Source organism: Streptomyces sp. FXJ1.172 (assembly GCF_001636945.3).
Lineage (GTDB): Bacteria > Actinomycetota > Actinomycetes > Streptomycetales > Streptomycetaceae > Streptomyces.
Map to the genome: position 1 here is coordinate 5,353,950 of NZ_CP119133.2, position 19,595 is coordinate 5,373,544.

Sequence of the window (19,595 nt, forward strand, 5' to 3'; positions counted from 1 at the left end):
ACATGGGCAAGCTGGACGGGCGGGTCGTCGTCATCACCGGGGCGGCCCGCGGGCAGGGCGAGCAGGAGGCACGGCTCTTCCGGGCGGAGGGCGCCCGGGTGGCCGTCGCCGACGTGCTGGACGAGCAGGGCGAGGCCCTGGCCAAGGAGATCGGCGCGCTGTACGTCCGTCTCGACGTGCGCGAGGAGGACGGCTGGCGGCGGGCCGTCGGGGCCGTGAAGGAGGCGTACGGGCGGATCGACGGGCTCGTCAACAACGCGGGCATCCTGCGCTTCAACGCCCTCGTGGACACCCCGCTGGACGAGTTCATGCAGGTCGTGCAGGTCAACCAGGTCGGCTGCTTCCTGGGAATGAAGACGGTGGCGCCGGAACTGGCCGACGGGGGCACGATCGTCAACACCGCCTCCTACACGGCGCTCACCGGCATGGCGGCCGTCGGCACGTACACGGCCACCAAGCACGCGGTGCTCGGGCTGACCCGGGTGGCGGCGCTGGAGCTGGCGGGCCGGGGGATCCGGGTCAACGCGATCTGTCCCGGCGCCATCGACACCCCCATGTCCAACCCGGCGCGGCTCGACCCGGACACCGACCCCGAGGAGATGAGCCGCGCCCTGGACGAGCTGTACCGGGGACTCGTGCCGCTCGGCCGGGTCGGGCAGCCGGAGGAGGTGGCCCAGCTGGCGCTCTTCCTCACCTCGCGGGACTCCTCGTACATCACCGGGCAGCCGTTCGTGATCGACGGCGGCTGGCTGGCGGGCGTCTCGGTCATCTGACGCATCATCAGCTATTGACCCCCTGTGCCGCCGGTGCGACAGTCTTCGAAAACTGACGGAACGTCAGAAACCTTGGAACCGGGGACGGTGAACCGCCGTGGAATTCGGCCTCTTTGTACAGGGATACGTGGGAAAGCGCGCCGAGACCGACCCGCTGGCCGAGCACAAGGCGCTGATGGAGGAGACCGAGTACGTCATCCAGGCGGACCGGTCCGGCTTCAAGTACGCGTGGGCCTCCGAGCACCACTTCCTGGAGGAGTACTCGCACCTGTCCGCCAACGACGTGTTCCTCGGCTACCTGGCGCACGCCACGCAGCGGATCCATCTCGGCTCCGGGATCTTCAACCCCCTCGCACAGGTCAACCACCCCGTGAAGGTCGCCGAGAAGGTCGCCATGCTCGACCACCTCAGCGAGGGCCGCTTCGAGTTCGGCAGCGGGCGGGGCGCCGGCAGCCACGAGATCCTCGGGTTCATACCGGGTGTGACCGACATGAACTACACCAAGGAGATCTGGGAGGAGACCATCGCCGAGTTCCCGAAGATGTGGCTCCAGGACGAGTACGCCGGCTTCCAGGGCAAGCACTGGCAGCTGCCGCCGCGCAAGGTCCTGCCGAAGCCGTACGGGAAGTCCCACCCGGCGATGTGGTACGCGGCCGGCTCGCCGGCGTCGTACGCCATGGCCGCGAAGAAGGGACTCGGCGTGCTCGGCTTCAGCATCCAGAAGGTCTCCGACATGGAGTGGGTGCTGGAGCAGTACAAGACGGCGGTCGTGAACGCCGAGCCGGTCGGGGACTTCGTCAACGACAACGTGATGGTGACGACGACGGCGATCTGCGCGCCGACCCACGCCGAGGCGATCGAGATCGCGGTGAACGGCGGACTGCACTACCTGCCCTCGCTGGTCTTCCGGTACCACGACACCTTCCCCCGGCCCGAGGGCTTTCCGGTGTGGCCCGAGACGCTGCCCGAGTACACGCCGGAGTTCGTGGAGCTGCTCGTCGAGGAGGAGCTGCTGATCTGCGGCGATCCGGACGAGGTGCTGCGCCAGTGCAAGAGGTGGGAGCAGGCGGGCGCCGACCAGCTGAGCTTCGGGCTGCCGGTGGGGGTGCCGAAGGAGGAGACCCTGCAGACGATCCGGCTGATCGGCGAGCAGGTCATCCCCAAGATCGACACGGATCCCGTGCACCGGACGTCCCGGTTCCGGCAGGCCGTCTGAGAGGGGTGCGCAGGGATGCTGGACCACCTGATCAAGGGCGCCACCGTCGTGGACGGCACCGGCGCGCCCGCCTTCACCGCCGACGTCGGCCTGCGCGGCGGCCGTATCGCCGCCGTCGGTGAGGTCACGGAGGAGGCCCGCACCAGCGAGGACGCCACGGGCCTCGTCCTCACCCCCGGCTTCGTCGACCCCCACACCCACTACGACGCCCAGCTCTTCTGGGACCCGTACGCCACGCCCTCGCTGAACCACGGGGTGACGACGGTCGCGGCCGGGAACTGCGGGTTCACGCTCGCCCCGCTGAACCCCGCCCGGCCCGAGGACGCCGACTACACCCGGCGGATGATGGCCAAGGTGGAGGGGATGTCCCTGGTGGCGCTGGAGGAGGGGGCGCCCTGGAGCTGGCATTCCTTCGGGGAGTACCTGGACGCCCTCGACGGCCGGACCGCCGTCAACGTCGGCTTCATGGTCGGGCACTGCGCGCTGCGCCGGCACGTGATGGGACCCGACGCCGTCGGCGGGCAGCCCGACGAGGAGCAACTGGCCCGCATGGCGGGGCTGTTGCACGAGGCGATGGACGCCGGCGCCTGGGGCCTGTCCACCACCCAGTCGAGCACCCACTCCGACGGCGACGGCCAGCCGGTCGCCTCCCGGCACGCCCGGCCCGCCGAACTGCTCGCCCTGTCCCGGGCCGTGGGCGAGCACGAGGGCACACAGATCGAGGCGATCGTCGCCGGGTGCCTGGACCAGTTCAGCGACGACGAGATCGACCTGCTCGTGGAGATGAGCGCGGTCGCCGGCCGGCCGCTCAACTGGAACGTGCTCACCGTCGACGCGGCCGTCCCGGAGCGGGTGCCCCGGCAGCTGAGCGCGAGCGAGCGGGCCCGGAAGGCGGGCGGCCGGGTGGTGGCCCTCACCATGCCGATCCTCACCCCGATGAACATGTCCCTCGGCACCTTCTGCGCCCTCAACCTCATCCCCGGGTGGGGGCCGGTCCTCGCCCTGCCGGTGCCGGAGCGGATCGCCCGGCTGAAGGATCCTGCCGTCCGGTCGGAACTGCTGCGACGGGCCACGTCCAAGGAGGCCGGGGTCTTCAGGCGGCTCGCCGACTTCGGGCGGTACGTCATCGGGGACACCTACAGCGAGGCCAACCGCGGCCTGACCGGCCGGGTGGTGCGGGACATCGCCGGGGAGCGGGGACTGGACCCCTTCGCCTGCCTGGTGGAGATCTGCGCCAACGACCGGCTGCGTACGGTCCTTTGGCCGATGCCCCGCGACAACGACCCCGCCTCCTGGGCGCTGCGCGCCGAGACCTGGCAGCACGAGGACGTGCTGCTGGGCGGGTCCGACGCCGGGGCGCATCTGGACCGGATGTGCGGGGCGCCGTACACGACGCGCTTCATCGGCGACTGTCTGCGGGGCCGGAAGCTGGTCGGGCTCGAGCAGGCGGTGAAGATGCTCACCGACGACCCCGCCCGGCTCTTCGGGCTGCGTGAGCGCGGGCAGGTGCGCGAGGGCTGGCACGCCGACCTCGTGCTCCTCGATCCCGAGCGGATCGACGCCGGGCAGGCCCGCCTGGTGCACGACCTGCCGGGGGACAGCCCCCGCCTGGACTCCCGGGCGATCGGGATACGGGCCGTGTGGGTCAACGGGGCCGAGGCGATCCGGGACGACGCCGTGAGCGGGGCCGTGCCCGGCAAGGTGCTGCGCTCGGGGCGGGACACGCGCACGGTGAGCACACGGTGAGCGAGGGACAGCGGCTGTTCGTCGGCGGGCGGTGGGCGGAGCCGGACGGCGGGCACTACCCGGTGACCGACCCGGCCACCGAGGAGACCGTCGGCTGGGCGCCCGAGGCCTCGCCGGAGCAGGCGCGGGCGGCCTGCGCGGCGGCCCGGGAGGCGTTCGGGGCGTGGTCGCGGACCCCGCCCGAGGAGCGGGCGGCGGTGCTGGGACGGGCGGCGGAGATCATCCGCAGCCATCTGGTGCCGTACGCGGATCTCGCCCGCGCCGAGACCGGGGCCACGACCGGGACGGCCCGCGCGATGCAGGTCGGGGTGGCCGCCGCCCGCTTCCGCCGGTACGCGCGCGTGGAGAGCGCCGAGTGGGCCGTCGCCCCGCAGATCAACGAGGCCGGGCCGATGGGGAAGGCCGCCGTGCTGGGCGCGCTGGCCGTGCGGCAGCCCGTCGGGGTCGTCACCTGCATCACCTCCTACAACAACCCGTGGGCCAACCCGGCCGGGAAGGTCGCGCCGGCGCTGGCCATGGGCAACACGGTGGTCGTCAAGCCCGCCCCGCAGGATCCGCTGTCCGTCTACCGGATGGCGGAGGCGCTCGAGGCCGCCGGGGCGCCGCCGGGCGTGGTGAACGTCGTGTCGGGGCGGGACGTGGCCGTGGGCGAGGCGGTGGTGGCCTGCGAGGACGTGGACATGGTGAGCTTCACCGGGTCCACGGCCGTCGGCCGGCGCATCGCCGAGGTGTGCGGGCGGGACATGAGACGCCAGCTGATGGAGCTGGGCGGCAAGGGCGCGGCCCTCGTGTTCGACGACGCCGACCTCGGTTCGGCCGTCGCCGGCATCGGCACCACCTTCTCCTTCTACAGCGGGCAGATCTGCACGGCACCGACCCGGGTGCTGGCCCAGCGGGGCGTGTACGAGCGGCTGGTGGAGCAACTCGCCGGACACGCCCGCCGGCTGACGGTGGGGGATCCGGCGCGGCCGGACACGGTCGTCGGGCCGGTGATCTCCGCCGAGCACCGGGCGCGCGTCGAGTCGTACGTCGAACTCGGCCGCAAAGAGGGCGCGTCCGTGGCCGCGGGCGGCGAACGGCCGCCGCTGGAACGCGGGTTCTACGTCGCTCCGACCCTGCTCGCCGACTGCACCAACGACATGCGGGTGGCCCGGGAGGAGATCTTCGGGCCGGTGGTCTGCGTCATCCCCTTCGACGAGGAGGACGAGGGCATCGCCCTCGCCGACGACTCCGACTACGGGCTCATCGACTACGTCTGGTCCGGTGACGTGGCCCGCGCCTTCCGGGTGGCCCGGCGGCTGCGGGCCGGCGGGGTCGGGATCAACACCGTCGGCCGCAACATGGAGGCGCCGTTCGGCGGGTTCAAGAGGAGCGGGGTGGGGCGGGACGTGGGCTCCTACGCCCTGCACGCCTACAGCGAGGTGCAGGCCATCGTCTGGCCGGGCTGAGGGGTGTGCCGCCTCGCTACAGGTCGAACACGGCGCGGAGCCCGATCTCGACGGCTTCCATGACGCGTTCGTCCACCGGCCCCAGATCCAGGTCGAAGCGAGGCTCGGACAGCGTGCGGAACTCGCCGAGGACGATCGTGCCGGTCGAGGGCGAGGCGACGGGGATGTCGACGAGTGTGGCCTCGCGTACCTGCTGCGGGTAGACCAGTACGCAGGTCGCGCACTTGTTCTGCGCGTTCAGCGCGTCGGATGAGATCACCAGGACGTGCGCGGGGCCGCCGGCGAAGGTCAGTTCGTAGACGTGTCCGCGCTTCACCGGCCTGCCACCCGGCCCCACCGCTCCAGGGTGTCCTCCTCGTGCTCGCCCGGTGCGCCGGCCGTCGTCACGATCCCGGCCTCCGTACGCAGCCGTGCGGACCGCTCCAGCTCTTCGGCGAGCATCTGGCGGCGCAGTATCCGCGCCGTATAGGCGGAGGCGTTGCCCTTGGCCTTGACGAATGCGGCCACGTCGTCGGGGAGGCTCATCGTCATGTTGATCGTCATGCTGCCATCATACGCGAGGCCATGTTCTGATACCGGGATCCGCCCGCACCCGCGGACCGCGAGGACATGTGTCGGCTCCGTGCGGGGCATGTGATGCCTGGACGTTCCTACAACTGCCGCGTGTTAGCCTCCCCTGCGGTCCTTATCTACGCAACGGGGGGCGTGATGGGCGCGTCTTCGGACGGCTACACGGTGACGTCCGGCATGTCCGGGCAGGCGCACGAACTCGACGGCGCGGGCGACGACGCCGGGCACATACACCAGGCCGTCCAGCCCACCGAGTGCTACACACAGGACGCCCTCGGCGGCGCCGAGTCGAGCGACGCCTTCAACGCGTTCTCGGCGGCCTGGCTGGACGACGCCGCCACACTGGAGTCGGCGCTGCACGAACTCGCGGGCAAGGTCCGCCTCGCCAAGGGCGCGTACGCCGGAGGCGACCACACGGCCGCGGCGCGCTCCGCCGCCGTGTCCAGCGCCGCGGCCGGCATCGGCCGCGGGGTCACCACCATGCCGACGCAGCGTTCGGGCCCGTACCTCACGACGATGCCGACGCCGGTGGGCAACGAGTACGTCACCACCATGCCGGTGTACGCCGACCGCCCGTCGGCCCTGACGAAGTACTGAGGGCGGACCGATGGGACTGTGGGACCTGAACCCCCTGGCCGCCCTGGACACCCCGGCCGGCCGCCGCTCCTGGCTGGCCGACCTGTGCGCGAGCATCCCCAGGGCCGCGGACAAGAACGATCTGCTGGACCAGATCGACAACGCGCTCCTGGCCTGCGCGCCGGTCGGTGACACGGCGACGCTCGAATCGCTCGGCAAGCGGTACCGGGACCAGGTCGACAAGGCCGGTGAGCTGCACGACCGGGTGAACCGGGTGGCCCACACGAGCCTGCCGGAGGTCTGGGTCGGCGACACCAGCACCCTCGCCTCCGACGGGGTGGCCGCCGCCGCGCGGGCCGCGACGAAGATGTCCGAGGCGTTCCAGGGCGGTGCGAAGGCGCTGCACGCCCTCGCCGACGCGCTCAGCGCCGCGAAGAAGCAGGACGCCGACGGCCGCGCCAAGATGCGGCAGGCCCAGCAGAAACTCGGCCCCAGGGACAGCTTCTTCGACATCGGCAGCTTGATCCTGACCGACCAGGAGAAGGCGGAGAGGAAGGCGGACCTCGCCGCGGGCCGGACCCTCGCCGCCGACGGGGCCGACCTGATGCACAAGGCGGCCGCCGCCGCGGACGACGCCGTGCGCGCCGCCGCCCGCGACCTGAACAAGTGGGCGGCCGAGGCCCGCGCCGGGAAGATGCACACCGGCGGGCTCACCGCGCTGGACCGGCTGATGCTCGCCGACACCAGCGGCAAGGACGGCGCGGCCGACCTCAACGAGATCCTCACCGCGAACGACCTGGAACGCTCCGGCCGGGCCATGGACCAGCTCTCGCCCGCCGACCGGGCCCGCATGGACCAGCTCCTGGCCGGCGCGAAGACCCCGCAGGAGAAGGCCTATCTGATGAAGGCCCTCGCCGCGGGCCACAGCGTCGACGACATCGGGACGTTCGACGGCAAGATCCACGGCAAGGACCCGGCCTGGCTGCAGCGGCACCTGACCCCGATCGTCACCAAGGCCGACAGCCTCAAGGACGAGGGGACGGACCCCCTCTACGGCTCCAACATGAACACCCAGCTGCAGAGCTTCGACGGCCAGCAGTGGGCCCAGGGCGGCGACGGTCAGGACGGCACCTGTGTCGCCTCCACCACGGTCGCCGCCCGCGCCCTGGTAGACCCCGTCTACGCCCTCTCGCTCACCGGCGGGCCCAGCGGGCAGGAGGACGACCCGACGGCCTTCCGGCAGCGTCTGGTGGCCGAGCAGCACCGGGTGCACCTGGAGGGTCACGGCGGTGCCAACTGGGACGGCATGAACACGGACAACCAGTCCGTCGTCTCCAACAAGGAGATCAGCCCGGAGACCGGGAGTTCCTACAGCGTGCACCGGGTCGGGGACGCGGACTCCCGGCGTGACATCCTGCCGCAGATCGAGAAGTCGGTGGCGGAAGGCAGGCCGGTGCCCTTCGACGCCGAGGGGACCACGAACGGCAAGTGGAACGGGCACTCCATGATGATCGTCGGCCAGGAGGGCGACAAGCTGGAGATCTACAATCCGTGGGGCCAGACCACGTGGATCAGTGAGGACGACTTCGTCAACGGCGGCATGGCGAAGGCCAGCGACAACCGGTATCACGACCCCTACGCCATCCACCTGCCCCAGGACTGAAGAACAGCTCAGGATCCACGATGACCGCACGCACCCCGCTCCTCGGCGCCGCCGCCCTCGCCTGCCTCCTCGCCCTCACCGGCTGCGGCGGCACGAGCGGTGGGACCGGCCGTACCGGCACACCCAGCACCTCGGCCACACCCAGCACCTCGGCCACACCCAGCGCTTCGGCCACGCCCGGCAGGACCGCCGGCGCCGAGTACGGCATCGGGCACCGGAGCGTCACCGCGGGGCCGGGCGAGGAGTTCTCCCTCACCGTTCCGTCGGCCGCGACCCTCGGCCAGCACTGGTACCTCGCCACCCCCCGGCCGGACGCGGCCGTGCTGACGTACCGGGGCGAGCAGGCCACCGGGGACGGCAGCGGTCTCGTCGGCGGCACCGGCGGCACCGAGTCCTTCGCCTTCACCGCCCGGGCGAAGGGCAGGGCCACGGTACGGCTGCTGTACTGCCCGCTGTACACGTGCACCGGCCCCGGCCCCCACGACCGGTCCACCCTGGCTCCCACCCCCACCGGCACGGCGTCCTCCGGCAAAGCAGCGTCCCCGTCGCCGTACCCCACCCTGACCGCCACCCCGCGCGCCCGGGCCGGCTACTACGTCTTCACCGTCACCGTCCGCTGACCCGGACGACCCGAACCGAGGCCTTCATGCCCCCAGCCCCCGAAAGCCGCACCGACGACGAGGTCCTGGCCGCCACCGACGTCGCCGTGCTGCTGCGCTACGGCCTGACCCAGGACGCCTTCCGCACGGCCCTGTTCGGCGACGGGGCCATCGCCGCCGCGGTCACCCTCGACCGGCTCGGCGTGCTGCCGCGCTCCCTGGTGTTCGTCGCCGGGATCGTCCGGGCCGGCGGCCTGGCCTACGCGGCCGGGCTGCCCGAGCCGCTGCCGTCCCCGGAACCGGCCGAGCTGCTGCGCGACTGGCTGACCGGCGCCGCGCAGACCGCGGCCACCCCCGCCGCGGAGGCCCGCGCCGCCCGCTGGCTGGAGGCGGTGGCCGAGATCATCGCCCTGCGCCGCGCCACGCGCCAAGGCACGCCATAGGCCCGGTCGTCCAGCGCGCTGCGCCGCGACCGGGCCGAGCGGGCGGCACAGCAGGTCAGGCGGGACGGGCGGCCCCGAGGAAGACGGGGTTGGTGAAGGCCGCCAGCGCGCCCGGCACCGGCCCGGCCGCCGTCTCGTGCCGCACCTCGGCACGCACGTACGCCGCGTAGGAGGGCGTCGTACGCCACTCGACCGTGCCCGTGCCCGACACCGGCAGCGGATCGCTGGTGAAGAGCACGCCCTGGTCGGTGACGAACCGCACCGAGCAGCGCGGGGCCCCCGAGACCTCCAGCCGGACGGTCACCGGGGTGCCGGCGGCCACCTCGAGGCGCTCCCCGATGCCCGCCTGCTGCCCGCGCCCGCCCGTCACCGTGAAGCCGAGCGCGAGGTTCTTCGACTCGGCCACGTACGAGCGTCCCGCGCGGATGCCCTCCTGGATCGCCTCCCGGGTCAGGTCGTCGGCGAGGACGACCGTCTGCGGGCTGCCGACCACGTCCGGATCGCGGTGGGCGTCGCTGTTGCCCATCGCCGGGAGCCAGGCCCGCCCCTGCCGCACGGAGGCGACCAGCTGGTTGTCCCAGTCGGCCAGCGTCACCTCGTCGTCCGGGGTGTACGGGCCGTTCCACACCTCCACGGCGTCCGCCTCGCCGAAGCCGAACTTCCAGCCGCAGCCGACGCAGGTGGCGTGCGGGTGGGCGGGGACGACCAGTCCGCCGGCGCCGCGGATCTCCCGGGCGAAGCGGGCCCAGCGGTTGTCCCGGGCCCGGTAGCGCCAGTCCACGAACGTGCCGGGCTCGGTGCCGAGCGCCACCACGTGGCCGTTGCGGGTGGTGATCTCCTCGCCGAGCATGATCAGCAGGTCGTCGCCGGCCTGGTCCGCCCAGTGCGGGTGGGCGGAGTGGGTGTTGTGGTCCGAGGAGTTGATGAAGTCCAGGCCGGCCGCCCGCGCCAGGGCCGCGATCTCGGCCGGGGTCCGGCGGCCGTCGGAGTACCAGGAGTGCAGGTGGCAGTCGCCCCGGTACCAGTCCCGGCCCCGTCCCTTCGCCCGGGACGGCGGATACACCGGGCGCGGGGTCTCGCCCGCCGCGCCGTAGGTCAGCGTGATCGTCAGCTCGTACGCCAGCCCCTGCGGCGCCACCGTGTAGGGGCCCAGCGCGACGTACCAGGTGCCCTCCCGCACCGGGCCCGGGATGTACCCGGGGGTCGCGTCGTCGGCGCGGACGAAGAACTCCGTGCGGGCGCCGCCCGACCAGCCGCGGAAGCCCCGGCCGCCCAGCTCGGTGCCGTGCTGGTCGAAGAGGCCGATGTCGAGCGCGTTGCCCATGGTGCCGGCCGGGACCGAGGGCTTGTCGTAGGTGTAGGAGACCTTGATCTCCTGTACGCCGGCGGGGACTTCGACCGGTACGTACACGAAGTCGGGGGAGCCGGGCGGCAGGGTGCCGTTCACCGTCCGGGTCTCCTGCCGCTGGCCGTCCGCCGCTGCGAAGCTCACGCTTCCCAACGTAACGGCGGCGGCGGCGCCCGTCACGAACAGTGCGCGTCTGCCGATTCCCCGGGCCTGACCGTGCGAGTCGTCACACATGGTGCTCAGCCTTCCGTCGCGGTGTGAACTCCCGTGGAAGACAAGGGAAGTGACAGAAGGGGGCTGGCGAAAGGGTGCGTGTCATGCGCGCGACACTCCGGGGGAAGGCCGGGAAATGCCGACCAGTCGGTATGGACAGGGGAGCCCCGGCCCGCTACAGATGGGGCATGCGTATCGCCGTCACCATCTTCCTCACCGACGAGACCATCGCTCCGGTCCGACTCGCCCGCGAACTCGAGCAGCGCGGCTACGCCGGCCTCTACCTCCCCGAGCACACCCACATCCCGGTGGAACGGACGACCCCGTACCCCGCCGGAGGCGATCTGCCCCGCGAGTACGGCCGCACCCTCGACCCCTTCGTGGCCCTCGGCCAGGCGGCGGCCGTCACCTCGCGGCTGGCGCTCGGCACCGGAATCACCCTCGTGGCCCAGCACGACCCCATCGCCCTCGCCAAGCAGATCGCCACCCTCGACCACCTCAGCGGCGGCCGTTTCACGCTCGGCCTCGGCTACGGCTGGAACATCGAGGAGGCCGCCGACCACGGGGTCGAGTGGCGCGCCCGGCGCGAGCTGGTCCGGGACCGGGTGCGGCTGATGCAGGCGCTGTGGGCCGGGGAACCGACGCCTTACGACGGCGAGTTCGGGGGCGTACGGGCCAGCCATGCCCACCCCAAGCCGGTACAGAAGCCGCGCGGACCGGTCACCGGCCCGCGCACGCTTCTCGGCGGGGCGGCCGGCCCCAAGCTGTTCGCGCACATCGCCGAGTACACCGACGGCTGGCTGCCGATCGGCGGCCGGGGCCTCACCGAGTCCCTGCCCGTGCTGCGCTCGGTGTGGGCGGACGCGGGCCGTGACCCGGCCGCCCTCCAGATCGTCCCGTACGCGGTCCTGCCCAGCCCGGGCAAGCTGGCTCACTACGCCGAGCTGGGTATCGAGGAGGTCGTGCTCCAGCTGCCGCCGGCCGGGGAGCCGGAGGTGCTGCGGGTGCTGGACGAGTACGCGGGCTTCGCCCAGGCCGGTCTGAGCCGTAGGCCCTGATCACGCCGAACGTAAGGTTGAGGGATGACGACTTCCGCGACCTCCGGAACCGGCCCGACCGAGAACTCCATGCGTCGCGCCCTCAAACGTGCCCGGGACGGCGTCGCCCTGGACGTGGCCGAGGCGGCGGTGCTCCTCCAGGCCCGCGGCGAGGACCTGACCGGCCTCGCCGCGTCGGCCGCCCGGGTGCGGGACGCGGGCCTCGAACAGGCGGGCAGGCCCGGCGTCATCACGTACTCGAAGAGCGTCTTCATCCCGCTGACCCGGCTGTGCCGGGACAAGTGCCACTACTGCACGTTCGTCACCGTGCCCGGCAGGCTGCGCCGGGCCGGGCACGGGATGTTCATGTCCCCGGACGAGGTGCTGGACATCGCCCGCAGGGGCGCCGCCCTCGGCTGCAAGGAAGCCCTCATCACCCTCGGCGACAAGCCGGAGGACCGGTGGCCCGAGGCGCGCGAGTGGCTCGACGCGCACGGCTACGACGACACCATCGCCTACGTCCGCGCCATCTCCGTCCGCATCCTGGAGGAGACGGGCCTGCTGCCCCACCTCAACCCGGGCGTGATGACGTGGACGGACTTCCAGCGCCTGAAGCCGGTGGCGCCGAGCATGGGCATGATGCTGGAGACCACGGCCACCCGCCTGTGGTCCGAGCCCGGCGGCCCGCACTTCGGCTCCCCGGACAAGGAACCGGCGGTACGGCTGCGGGTGTTGGAGGACGCGGGCCGCTCCTCGGTGCCCTTCACCTCCGGCCTGCTCATCGGCATCGGCGAGACGTACGAGGAACGGGCCGAGTCGCTCTTCGCGCTCCGGAAGGTCTCCCGCGCCTACCACGGCATCCAGGAGCTGATCATCCAGAACTTCCGTGCCAAGCCGGACACGGCGATGCGCGGCATGCCGGACGCCGAACTGGACGACCTGGTCGCCACGGTGGCCGTGGCCCGGCACATCATGGGCCCCTCGGCCTGCCTGCAGGCCCCGCCGAACCTGGTCGACGCCGAGTACGAGCGGCTGATCGGCGCCGGCATCGACGACTGGGGCGGGGTCTCCCCGCTCACCATCGACCACGTCAATCCCGAGCGTCCCTGGCCGCGGCTCGAGGAGCTGGCCGGGAAGTCGGCGGCGGCCGGCTTCGAGCTGCGCGAACGCCTCTGCGTCTACCCCGAGTTCGTGCGCCGCGGCGAGCCCTGGCTGGACCCGCGGCTGCGGCCGCACGTCGACGCGCTGGCCGACCCGGAGACCGGGCTCGCCCGGGCGGACGCGCCGGTCGAGGGCCGCCCATGGCAGGAGCCCGAGGAGGCGTTCGTGGCCGTCGGCCGCACGGATCTGCACGCGGCGATCGACACCGAGGGCCGCACCGCCGACCGGCGTGCCGACTTCGACGAGGTCTACGGCGACTGGGAGGCGCTGCGCGAGGCGGCGGCCCCCGGGATGGCGCCGGAGCGCATCGACACCGACGTCCGGCAGGCGCTGCGCACCGCCGCCGACGACCCGACGAAGCTGACCGACGCCGAGGCCCTCGCCCTGCTGCACGCGGACGGGCCGGCGCTGGACGCGCTGTGCCGGGTCGCGGACGACGTGCGCAGGTCGGCGGTCGGCGACGACGTGACGTACATCGTCACCCGGAACATCAACTTCACCAACGTCTGCTACACCGGCTGCCGCTTCTGCGCCTTCGCGCAGCGCAGGACGGACGCCGACGCCTACACCCTCTCGCTGGAGCAGGTCGCCGACCGGGCCCAGCAGGCCTGGGACGTCGGCGCCGTCGAGGTGTGCATGCAGGGCGGCATCCACCCGGACCTGCCGGGCACGGCGTACTTCGACATCGCGAAGGCGGTGAAGTCCCGCGTCCCGGGCATGCACGTGCACGCCTTCTCCCCGATGGAGGTGGTGAACGGCGCGACCAGGACGGGCATGTCCGTCCGCGAGTGGCTGACGGCCGCCAAGGAGTCCGGCCTGGACACCATCCCCGGCACGGCGGCGGAGATCCTGGACGACGAGGTCCGCTGGGTGCTGACCAAGGGCAAGCTGCCGACGGCCACCTGGATCGAGGTGATCACCACGGCCCATGAGCTGGGCATCCGCTCGTCCTCGACGATGATGTACGGCCATGTCGACCAGCCCCGCCACTGGCTCGGCCATCTGCGCACCCTGGCCCGGATCCAGCGCGAGACGGGCGGCTTCACCGAGTTCGTCACGCTCCCCTTCATCCACACGAACGCGCCGGTGTACCTGGCGGGCATCGCCCGGCCGGGTCCGTCCACGCGGGACAACCGGGCGGTGACGGCCATGGCCCGGCTCCTGCTCCACCCCTGGATCCCCAACATCCAGACGAGCTGGGTCAAACTGGGCACCGAGGGTGCGGCGGAGATGCTCCGGTCCGGGGCCAACGACCTCGGCGGGACCCTGATGGAGGAGACGATCTCCCGGATGGCGGGCTCGTCGTACGGCTCGTACAAGTCGGTCCGCGACCTCGTCGCCGTGGCCGAGGCGGCCGGCCGCCCGGCCCGCCCCCGGACCACGCTCTACGGCGAGGTGCCCACGGAGCGGCAGCGGGCGGCCGAGGCCTCCGACGGCCACCTGCCGGTACTGCTGCCGGTCCTGGATTGAGGGCGCGGACGTCATGGGCCCGGTAAGAGACTGAGTACGATGATCCGACCCCGGATCCGAGACGGGGCCCCATAGCGGAGGAGATGCGTACCCGTGGCTGCCCGACTGCCCTCCTGGGCCTGGGTCACCGGCCTGACGGCGGGGGCGACCGCGGCCGTCGTCGCGCTCGCCGTACAGGCGGACCACGGGCCGCACCCCACGGCCGCCGTGGCCGATCAGAAGCCGTCGGCGTCGGCGAGCGCACCCGCCTCCACGACGCCGCACGCCCCGGCGCCGCCCGCGCTGCCGGGCGCGTCGGGCGAGGGCCGGCGGATCGTGTACTCGATCGGTGCGAAGCGGGTGTGGCTGGTCGACGCGACCGGCAAGGCCTCCCGCACCTTCACGGTGTGGCCGGGCACGGTGGCCCCGCAGCCCGGCCACTACTCGGTCACCCTGCGCATCCAGTCCCTCAAGGGCTCGGACGGCGTGGAGATCGAGCACGTCATGTACTTCACCAAGGCGTCCGGCGTGAACATCGCCTTCTCCAACGCCCTGGACGGCTCCTCGCCGCCGCCCGCCGACGGAAAGAAACTGGGCGGCATCCGCGTCCACAAGGACGACGGAGCCGCCCTGTGGGCGTTCGGCGATCAGGGCACGTCGGTGGCCGTGGTCAGCTAGCGTCCTCCGGCCGCCCGCCGGGCAGCAGATTGACGATGAGGGCGACCCCGGCGAGCAGGAAGATCCGGGTGGCGGCCTCCAGCCCGTTCCAGGTCTTCGACTGCCACATCGAGAACCACTCACCACCGATCGCGATGAACCCGGCGCCGAACAGCAGCAGCAACATCAGCAGCCCGTAGGCGGACCAACGCCGGGCGAGGTCGTCTTTGCGCCACGCCCAGAGCCAGGTCCCCCAGATCAGTACGAGGGCCGCCACCGTCTCCCACACGATGATCGCGACATACGCCGTGTCCTGAAGGCCCGTACTGGTGATGGCCCGCCACATCAGATCGTGGTCCTTGAACGTCGTGTCCATCGCCAGCACATGCCGGACGAACTGCTGGTTCGTCCCGAAGTCGGTGATGTTCCCGAGGGCGACGAGGGCGATGTAGAGGGCGAGTATGCCGGTGAGCACACCGGCGGCCAGTCTGAGGCTGGAGTTACGCGTGGGGGTGGTGGTCATGGCTGAATTCTCCCCCGGCACAAGCCCACTTCTCGCGTGGTCATTGCGCCAGAATGAAAAGCCGGGCCGGGCGGGGAGGAACGTACGCATGACGCGGGAACGGCCGTCGATGCAGGACCTGATCGGGCGGCGCAGACGAGCGGGTTTCGTGGGCCGCGGCGGCGAACGGGCCGCGTTCCGGGCCAACTTGGACCTCCCGCCCGAGGATGAGCGGCACCGTTTCCTCTTCCACGTCCATGGCAACTCGGGTGTCGGAAAGACGTTCCTGCTCAGGGAACTGGAGCAGGTCGCGCGCGAGCGCGGGGCGCCGACGGTGTACGTCGACGAGAGCGTGGGCAGCGTGCCCGAGGCGATGGCCGCGCTGTGCCGCCAACTCGCCCAGCAGGGACACCGGCTGAGGAAGCTGGAGGAGGCGCTGGTCGCCCACCGGGAGCGGCGGCACGAGGCGGAGGCCGAGGCCGCGGCCCTGGAGCCCGCCCCCGGCGGTCCCTCCCTGCTGACCACCACGGCCCTCAGGCTGGGGATGGCGGGCGTGGGCGCGCTCGTGCCCGGCGCCGGGGCCTTCGTCGGAGCGGTGGACGCGGGCCAACTGGCCGACGGGGCAGCCCGGTTGAAGGCCCGGCTGAGCGCCCGCTTCCGCAACCAGGAGGACGTGCAGCTGGTGCTGTCCCCGGAGCGGGTGCTGACCCCGAAGCTGCTGGACGAGCTGGCGGACGTGACGTCCTGCGTCCCCTGGCTGGTCCTGTTCTTCGACACCTACGAGCGCACCGGCCCCTTCCTCGACGGCTGGCTGCACGAGCTGATGACCACCGACCGCTACGGCGCCCTGCCCGCCAACGTCCTCGTCGTCACCGCCGGTCAGCGCCCCTTCGACACCGCCCGCTGGGGCGGCTTCGCCGACTTCATGACCGATCTGCCGCTAGGCCCGTTCACCGAGGCGGAGGCGCGTGGACTGCTGGCGGACCGCGGGGTGGTGGCCGAGCCGGTGGTCGCGGAGGTGCTGCGGCTGACCCGGGGCCTGCCCGTCCTCGTCTCCACCCTCGCCGAGGCCCGCCCCGCCGACCCGGACGACGTGGGCGACCCGAGTGCCACGGCGGTGGAACGGTTCCTGAAGTGGGAGCCGGACCCGGCACGCCGGCAGGTGGCCCTGGCCTGTGCGCTGCCCCGGCGCCTGGACGCGGATGTGTTCCGCGCGGCGACGGAGTGCGCCGAGGACGAGGCCGACGCCCTGTACGACTGGCTGCGGGGCATGCCCTTCGTCAGCGAGCGGGGCGAGCAGGTGCAGTACCACGACGTCGTCCGCGCGCCGATGCTGCGGATGCAGCGCAGACGGTCGCCGCGGGGATGGGCGCAGCGGCAGGAGCGGCTCGCGGAGACCTTCGGCAGATGGCGCCACGAGCGGCAGGACGGTCTCGTCGATCCCTGGGCGGACGAGGAGTGGCGGGAGCTGCGGCTGGCCGAGGCCTACCACCGGCTGTGCGCGGGGGAGCAGAGCGCGCTGGCGTTCGTGCTCGGCGGGGTGGCGCGGGCCTGCGGCTGGCGCGAGGAGGAAGGCCGCCGCTGGGCCCGGATGCTGGTGGAGGCCGGAGCGGACACCCGGGCCGAGGACGTGACGCGCTGGGGCGAGGACCTGCTGCACGCGCTGGAGTCCCGTACCGCCGAGCAGGCGCTGACCCTGCTCCTGGACCACGCCCCGCTCGACACCGCGTCCCGGGCCATCGCCCACGCCAACCGCGGCTCCCTCCTGCGGCTGGCCGAGGCCCCCGAACGCGCGCTCACCGAGTACGAGCGGGCCCTCGCCCTCACCCCCGAGCTGATGCTCGCCCGCCACGGCCGCGCCCTCACCCGCGCCGCCCTGCGCGACTACCCGGGAGCCATCGCCGACCTGGACCAGGTCATCGCCCACGACCCGGACAACGCCGGGCACCTGACCGCCCGCGGCGACTACCAGCGGGTGTGCGGACACTACGACGCCGCCCTGCGGGACCTGGACCGGGCGGTCGCGCTCGACCCGACGCTGAGCGGCGCCTGGGCCGCACGCGGGGCCACGCACCACGCCCTGCGCCGCTACGAGCAGGCACTCGCCGACCTGGACCGGGCACTGGAGATCGACCCGGATTTCGTGTGGAGCCTGGTCCGCCGGGCCCGGCTGCACCGCGCGCTGCGCGACCGCGAGCACCAACTGGCGGACCTGGACCGGGCGGTGGCGCTCGACCCGGAGGCACCCTGGGTGCTGTGCGAGCGGGGCGACGCGCTCGCCGCCGTGGGCCGCGAGGCGGAGGCCCTCGCAGACTACGACAAGGCCCTCGCGCTGGACCCGCAGTACGCCTCCGCCTACGCCAGCCGGGGCGCCCTGCACGGCAGGTACGGCCGTGACGAGGAGGCGCTGGCCGACCTCGACCGCGCGCTGAGCCTCGCCCCGGAGTACTCCTGGGCCCTGGTGCACCGCTCCAAGGTGCGCAGCCGCCAAGGCAGATACGACAGGGCGCTCGTCCATGCCCACCGCGCCGTGGAACTGGATCCCCAGGGCGCGTGGGCCCTGGCGAACAAGATCCACACGGATATGAGCGTCGGCCGGCTGGAGCGGGCGCGGTCGGACCTCGAACGGTACGTCACGCTGGCTGGCGCAGACGCGGACTGGGCCCACCGCGAGTTGGCCACGGTGCATCTTCTGAGCGGCCGGTACGAGGAGGCGGTGGCCGCCCTCGACACGGCCGAGGTCCGCTGCGCCGCCGCGCTGAGGGCCCGGAACTGGCCCCTGGCCCGGCAGACGGCGTCCCCGGGCGTGCGCCGGGCCCTGGCGGTGAGCGGAGCCGAGAGCGTGAGCGCCGCCCGCCCGCTGTGGGCGAGCCTCGCCCACGCGAACGGCCAGGCCTGGGTACGCCCGGTGACCAGTGCGGCCCTCCAGAACTGGCCCGAACTGGACCGCGACCTGCACCGCTTCCTGACCGCCCCGCACCCCTGGCCGGACCTGGCGGATCTGGCCGACGCCCTCGACATCCTCCGCCTGAGCCCCGCCACGGACCGCACCCGGCTCGCGCCCCGGCTGACGCGGGCGATCGCGGCGCGGGACGCGATGCGGGCGCGCTATGCCGAGTGAGCGGCGAAGTCCAGGAACAGCGCCCAGGTCGTGTCCCTGACGGTGAGCCGGGCGCCGTCCTTGTTCTTGGAGTCGCGGACGTGGACGGTGGCGGGGGATATGGCAACCTCGACGCACTCGGGACCGTCGTTGCCGCTGTAGCTGCTCTTGAACCACTCCAGGGCGGTCATGTCTCCAACTCCAGTACTTTCTCGATGAAGGCCAGTGACTCTCGGGGCGCGAGCGCCTGTGCTCGGATCATTCCATAGCGCATTTCCATGACCTGGGCTTCACGGGGGTCACTGATCACTCGGCTGTACAGCTGGCCTTCCGTGTGGCCCAGCGTCTTGCCGTTCCGGAGCTTCAGCATCTGGATCGAGCCCATCATGCCGGCGTGATCCTCGCAGTCCGTGGGCATCACCTGGATCGCCACGTGCCGCAACTTGCTCATTTCCAGCAGGCGTTCCAGCTGCTGACGCAACACCAGTCTGCCGCCGATCGGTCGCCTCAGCGTCGCCTCTTCCTGGACGAACGTGATCAGCGCCCGGGGCACGCGCTCGAAGACCGACTTCCTGGCCATGCGCGCGGAGACGAGGCGTTCGATCTCTTCTTCCGTGTAGGCGGGCCGTCGCATGGCATACAGCGCTTGCGCATACTCCGCCGTCTGCAAAAGGTCATGGATGTGCAGGGCTGCGTAGGCTCCCAACTCGACTGCTTCTGCCTCCAACTTGGCCAGATCCCGGACGTTCTTCGGGTACCGGGCCTTCTCCACGTCCTCCTTCATCGCGGACAACTTTCCGCCCGCGCACAGCACTTCATCGGCGGCGTCCAGGAAGTCCGGCTTGGGAGACCTCCGCCCGCGTTCCACGGACGAGACCATCTCCTCGCTGTACTTGATCCGCGCGCCCAGCTCTCCCTGTTTCAGCCCGGCGGCCTCCCGCCACATCTTGATCTGCCGTCCGACCGCCTTGAGTACGGCCTCGGCCTCCTCGTCCTCCACGTTGCCCCCTTGCGACGTACGAACCGTACGACCACGCCGGACGCCCGGACAGTCACGCTGCGTACCGTGGTCGTCGCTGTTCAGAGTAGGGAGG

Annotated in this window: 18 protein-coding genes; 12 read left to right on the plus strand and 6 right to left on the minus strand. The window is 72.3% G+C overall.

Annotation, left to right across the window (positions count from 1 at the left end):
* Positions 1–2: 2 nt before the first annotated feature.
* From A6P39_RS23975 to A6P39_RS23990, 4 genes are all read left to right on the plus strand, one after another.
* Positions 3–773 (plus strand): SDR family NAD(P)-dependent oxidoreductase, encoded by a 771-nt coding sequence (locus A6P39_RS23975; RefSeq protein ID WP_067053377.1) that lies wholly within the window; start codon positions 3–5, stop codon positions 771–773.
* Between the two features lie 97 nt (positions 774–870).
* Entirely contained in the window at positions 871–1,989 is a 1,119-nt protein-coding gene (locus A6P39_RS23980; RefSeq protein WP_079133712.1) for an LLM class flavin-dependent oxidoreductase, read from the plus strand.
* A gap of 15 nt (positions 1,990–2,004) precedes the next feature.
* Positions 2,005–3,735, plus strand: a complete 1,731-nt coding sequence (locus A6P39_RS23985) for an N-acyl-D-amino-acid deacylase family protein (protein WP_067053373.1) — start codon at positions 2,005–2,007, stop codon at positions 3,733–3,735.
* Positions 3,732–5,183 carry an aldehyde dehydrogenase family protein gene (locus A6P39_RS23990; protein ID WP_067053371.1) on the plus strand — a complete coding sequence of 484 codons (1,452 nt, stop codon included), beginning with the start codon at positions 3,732–3,734 and terminating at the stop codon, positions 5,181–5,183. Before A6P39_RS23985 ends, A6P39_RS23990 begins: the two co-directional genes overlap by 4 nt.
* A gap of 16 nt (positions 5,184–5,199) precedes the next feature.
* Here A6P39_RS23990 and A6P39_RS23995 read toward each other — a convergent pair whose 3' ends face one another.
* Together A6P39_RS23995 and A6P39_RS24000 are read right to left on the minus strand one after the other, a co-directional pair.
* Positions 5,200–5,499 carry a type II toxin-antitoxin system PemK/MazF family toxin gene (locus A6P39_RS23995; RefSeq protein WP_067053369.1) on the minus strand — a complete coding sequence of 100 codons (300 nt, stop codon included), beginning with the start codon at positions 5,497–5,499 and terminating at the stop codon, positions 5,200–5,202.
* Positions 5,496–5,726 (minus strand): hypothetical protein, encoded by a 231-nt coding sequence (locus tag A6P39_RS24000; protein ID WP_067053367.1) that lies wholly within the window; start codon positions 5,724–5,726, stop codon positions 5,496–5,498. The genes A6P39_RS23995 and A6P39_RS24000 overlap by 4 nt, the downstream gene beginning before the upstream one ends.
* Before the next feature lie 165 nt (positions 5,727–5,891).
* Here A6P39_RS24000 and A6P39_RS24005 point away from each other — a divergent pair, with 165 nt between their 5' ends.
* The 4 genes from A6P39_RS24005 to A6P39_RS24020 are packed head-to-tail and all read left to right on the plus strand — an operon-like array spanning position 5,892 to position 9,034.
* Positions 5,892–6,350, plus strand: coding sequence for a hypothetical protein (locus A6P39_RS24005; protein WP_067053365.1), 459 nt, complete (start codon positions 5,892–5,894; stop codon positions 6,348–6,350).
* A 10-nt stretch (positions 6,351–6,360) separates the two neighbouring features.
* Positions 6,361–7,992, plus strand: a complete 1,632-nt coding sequence (locus tag A6P39_RS24010; RefSeq protein ID WP_067053362.1) for a peptidoglycan-binding protein — start codon at positions 6,361–6,363, stop codon at positions 7,990–7,992.
* A gap of 20 nt (positions 7,993–8,012) precedes the next feature.
* Complete coding sequence (locus tag A6P39_RS24015; protein WP_067053361.1) at positions 8,013–8,612, plus strand: protease inhibitor I42 family protein; 600 nt, start codon at positions 8,013–8,015, stop codon at positions 8,610–8,612.
* 26 nt (positions 8,613–8,638) lie between these two features.
* Entirely contained in the window at positions 8,639–9,034 is a 396-nt protein-coding gene (locus A6P39_RS24020; protein ID WP_067053359.1) for a hypothetical protein, read from the plus strand.
* A gap of 55 nt (positions 9,035–9,089) precedes the next feature.
* Here the strand turns inward: A6P39_RS24020 and A6P39_RS24025 are convergent, their stop codons facing one another.
* The gene (locus tag A6P39_RS24025) at positions 9,090–10,616 is read right to left on the minus strand and encodes a CehA/McbA family metallohydrolase (protein ID WP_067053356.1); all 1,527 of its coding nucleotides are present in this window, start codon (positions 10,614–10,616) and stop codon (positions 9,090–9,092) included.
* Between the two features lie 167 nt (positions 10,617–10,783).
* Here A6P39_RS24025 and A6P39_RS24030 point away from each other — a divergent pair, with 167 nt between their 5' ends.
* The 3 genes from A6P39_RS24030 to A6P39_RS24040 all read left to right on the plus strand — a co-directional run bounded on the left by A6P39_RS24030 (position 10,784) and on the right by A6P39_RS24040 (position 14,920).
* On the plus strand, positions 10,784–11,653 hold the full coding sequence (locus tag A6P39_RS24030) for a TIGR03619 family F420-dependent LLM class oxidoreductase (RefSeq protein ID WP_067053353.1): 870 nt from the start codon (positions 10,784–10,786) through the stop codon (positions 11,651–11,653).
* Between the two features lie 24 nt (positions 11,654–11,677).
* A complete protein-coding gene (locus A6P39_RS24035) occupies positions 11,678–14,263 on the plus strand; it encodes a bifunctional FO biosynthesis protein CofGH (protein ID WP_067053351.1) in 2,586 nt (861 codons plus the stop codon).
* 93 nt (positions 14,264–14,356) lie between these two features.
* The gene (locus tag A6P39_RS24040) at positions 14,357–14,920 is read left to right on the plus strand and encodes a hypothetical protein (protein ID WP_067053349.1); all 564 of its coding nucleotides are present in this window, start codon (positions 14,357–14,359) and stop codon (positions 14,918–14,920) included.
* On the opposite strand, the gene A6P39_RS24045 is transcribed toward A6P39_RS24040, so the two are convergent.
* Positions 14,913–15,422: a DUF2165 domain-containing protein gene (locus tag A6P39_RS24045; RefSeq protein WP_067053347.1), complete on the minus strand. Its 510-nt coding sequence runs from the start codon at positions 15,420–15,422 to the stop codon at positions 14,913–14,915. The two genes, A6P39_RS24040 and A6P39_RS24045, sit on opposite strands and share 8 nt — an antisense overlap.
* Before the next feature lie 88 nt (positions 15,423–15,510).
* On the opposite strand from A6P39_RS24045, the gene A6P39_RS24050 reads away from it, so the two are divergent.
* Positions 15,511–18,522, plus strand: a complete 3,012-nt coding sequence (locus A6P39_RS24050; RefSeq protein WP_067053345.1) for a tetratricopeptide repeat protein — start codon at positions 15,511–15,513, stop codon at positions 18,520–18,522.
* Here A6P39_RS24050 and A6P39_RS24055 read toward each other — a convergent pair.
* Positions 18,510–18,692, minus strand: coding sequence for a DUF397 domain-containing protein (locus A6P39_RS24055; RefSeq protein WP_067053342.1), 183 nt, complete (start codon positions 18,690–18,692; stop codon positions 18,510–18,512). The two genes, A6P39_RS24050 and A6P39_RS24055, sit on opposite strands and share 13 nt — an antisense overlap.
* Complete coding sequence (locus A6P39_RS24060) at positions 18,689–19,501, minus strand: helix-turn-helix domain-containing protein (protein WP_275883897.1); 813 nt, start codon at positions 19,499–19,501, stop codon at positions 18,689–18,691. The genes A6P39_RS24055 and A6P39_RS24060 overlap by 4 nt, the downstream gene beginning before the upstream one ends.
* Between the last annotated feature and the right edge of the window lie 94 nt (positions 19,502–19,595).

Excerpts from the sequence above, each read along its gene's own strand:
- A6P39_RS23975 (WP_067053377.1), top strand. The coding sequence starts at position 3 with ATGGGCAAGCTGGACGGGCGGGTCGTCGTCATCACCGGGGCGGCCCGC.
- A6P39_RS24005 (WP_067053365.1), top strand. The coding sequence starts at position 5,892 with ATGGGCGCGTCTTCGGACGGCTACACGGTGACGTCCGGCATGTCCGGG.
- A6P39_RS24030 (WP_067053353.1), top strand. The coding sequence starts at position 10,784 with ATGCGTATCGCCGTCACCATCTTCCTCACCGACGAGACCATCGCTCCG.
- A6P39_RS24050 (WP_067053345.1), top strand. The coding sequence starts at position 15,511 with ATGACGCGGGAACGGCCGTCGATGCAGGACCTGATCGGGCGGCGCAGA.
- A6P39_RS24020 (WP_067053359.1), top strand. The coding sequence starts at position 8,639 with ATGCCCCCAGCCCCCGAAAGCCGCACCGACGACGAGGTCCTGGCCGCC.
- A6P39_RS24025 (WP_067053356.1), bottom strand. The coding sequence starts at position 10,616 with ATGTGTGACGACTCGCACGGTCAGGCCCGGGGAATCGGCAGACGCGCA.
- A6P39_RS24055 (WP_067053342.1), bottom strand. The coding sequence starts at position 18,692 with ATGACCGCCCTGGAGTGGTTCAAGAGCAGCTACAGCGGCAACGACGGT.
- A6P39_RS24035 (WP_067053351.1), top strand. The coding sequence starts at position 11,678 with ATGACGACTTCCGCGACCTCCGGAACCGGCCCGACCGAGAACTCCATG.
- A6P39_RS23985 (WP_067053373.1), top strand. The coding sequence starts at position 2,005 with ATGCTGGACCACCTGATCAAGGGCGCCACCGTCGTGGACGGCACCGGC.
- A6P39_RS24010 (WP_067053362.1), top strand. The coding sequence starts at position 6,361 with ATGGGACTGTGGGACCTGAACCCCCTGGCCGCCCTGGACACCCCGGCC.
- A6P39_RS24045 (WP_067053347.1), bottom strand. The coding sequence starts at position 15,422 with ATGACCACCACCCCCACGCGTAACTCCAGCCTCAGACTGGCCGCCGGT.
- A6P39_RS24015 (WP_067053361.1), top strand. The coding sequence starts at position 8,013 with ATGACCGCACGCACCCCGCTCCTCGGCGCCGCCGCCCTCGCCTGCCTC.
- A6P39_RS24000 (WP_067053367.1), bottom strand. The coding sequence starts at position 5,726 with ATGACGATCAACATGACGATGAGCCTCCCCGACGACGTGGCCGCATTC.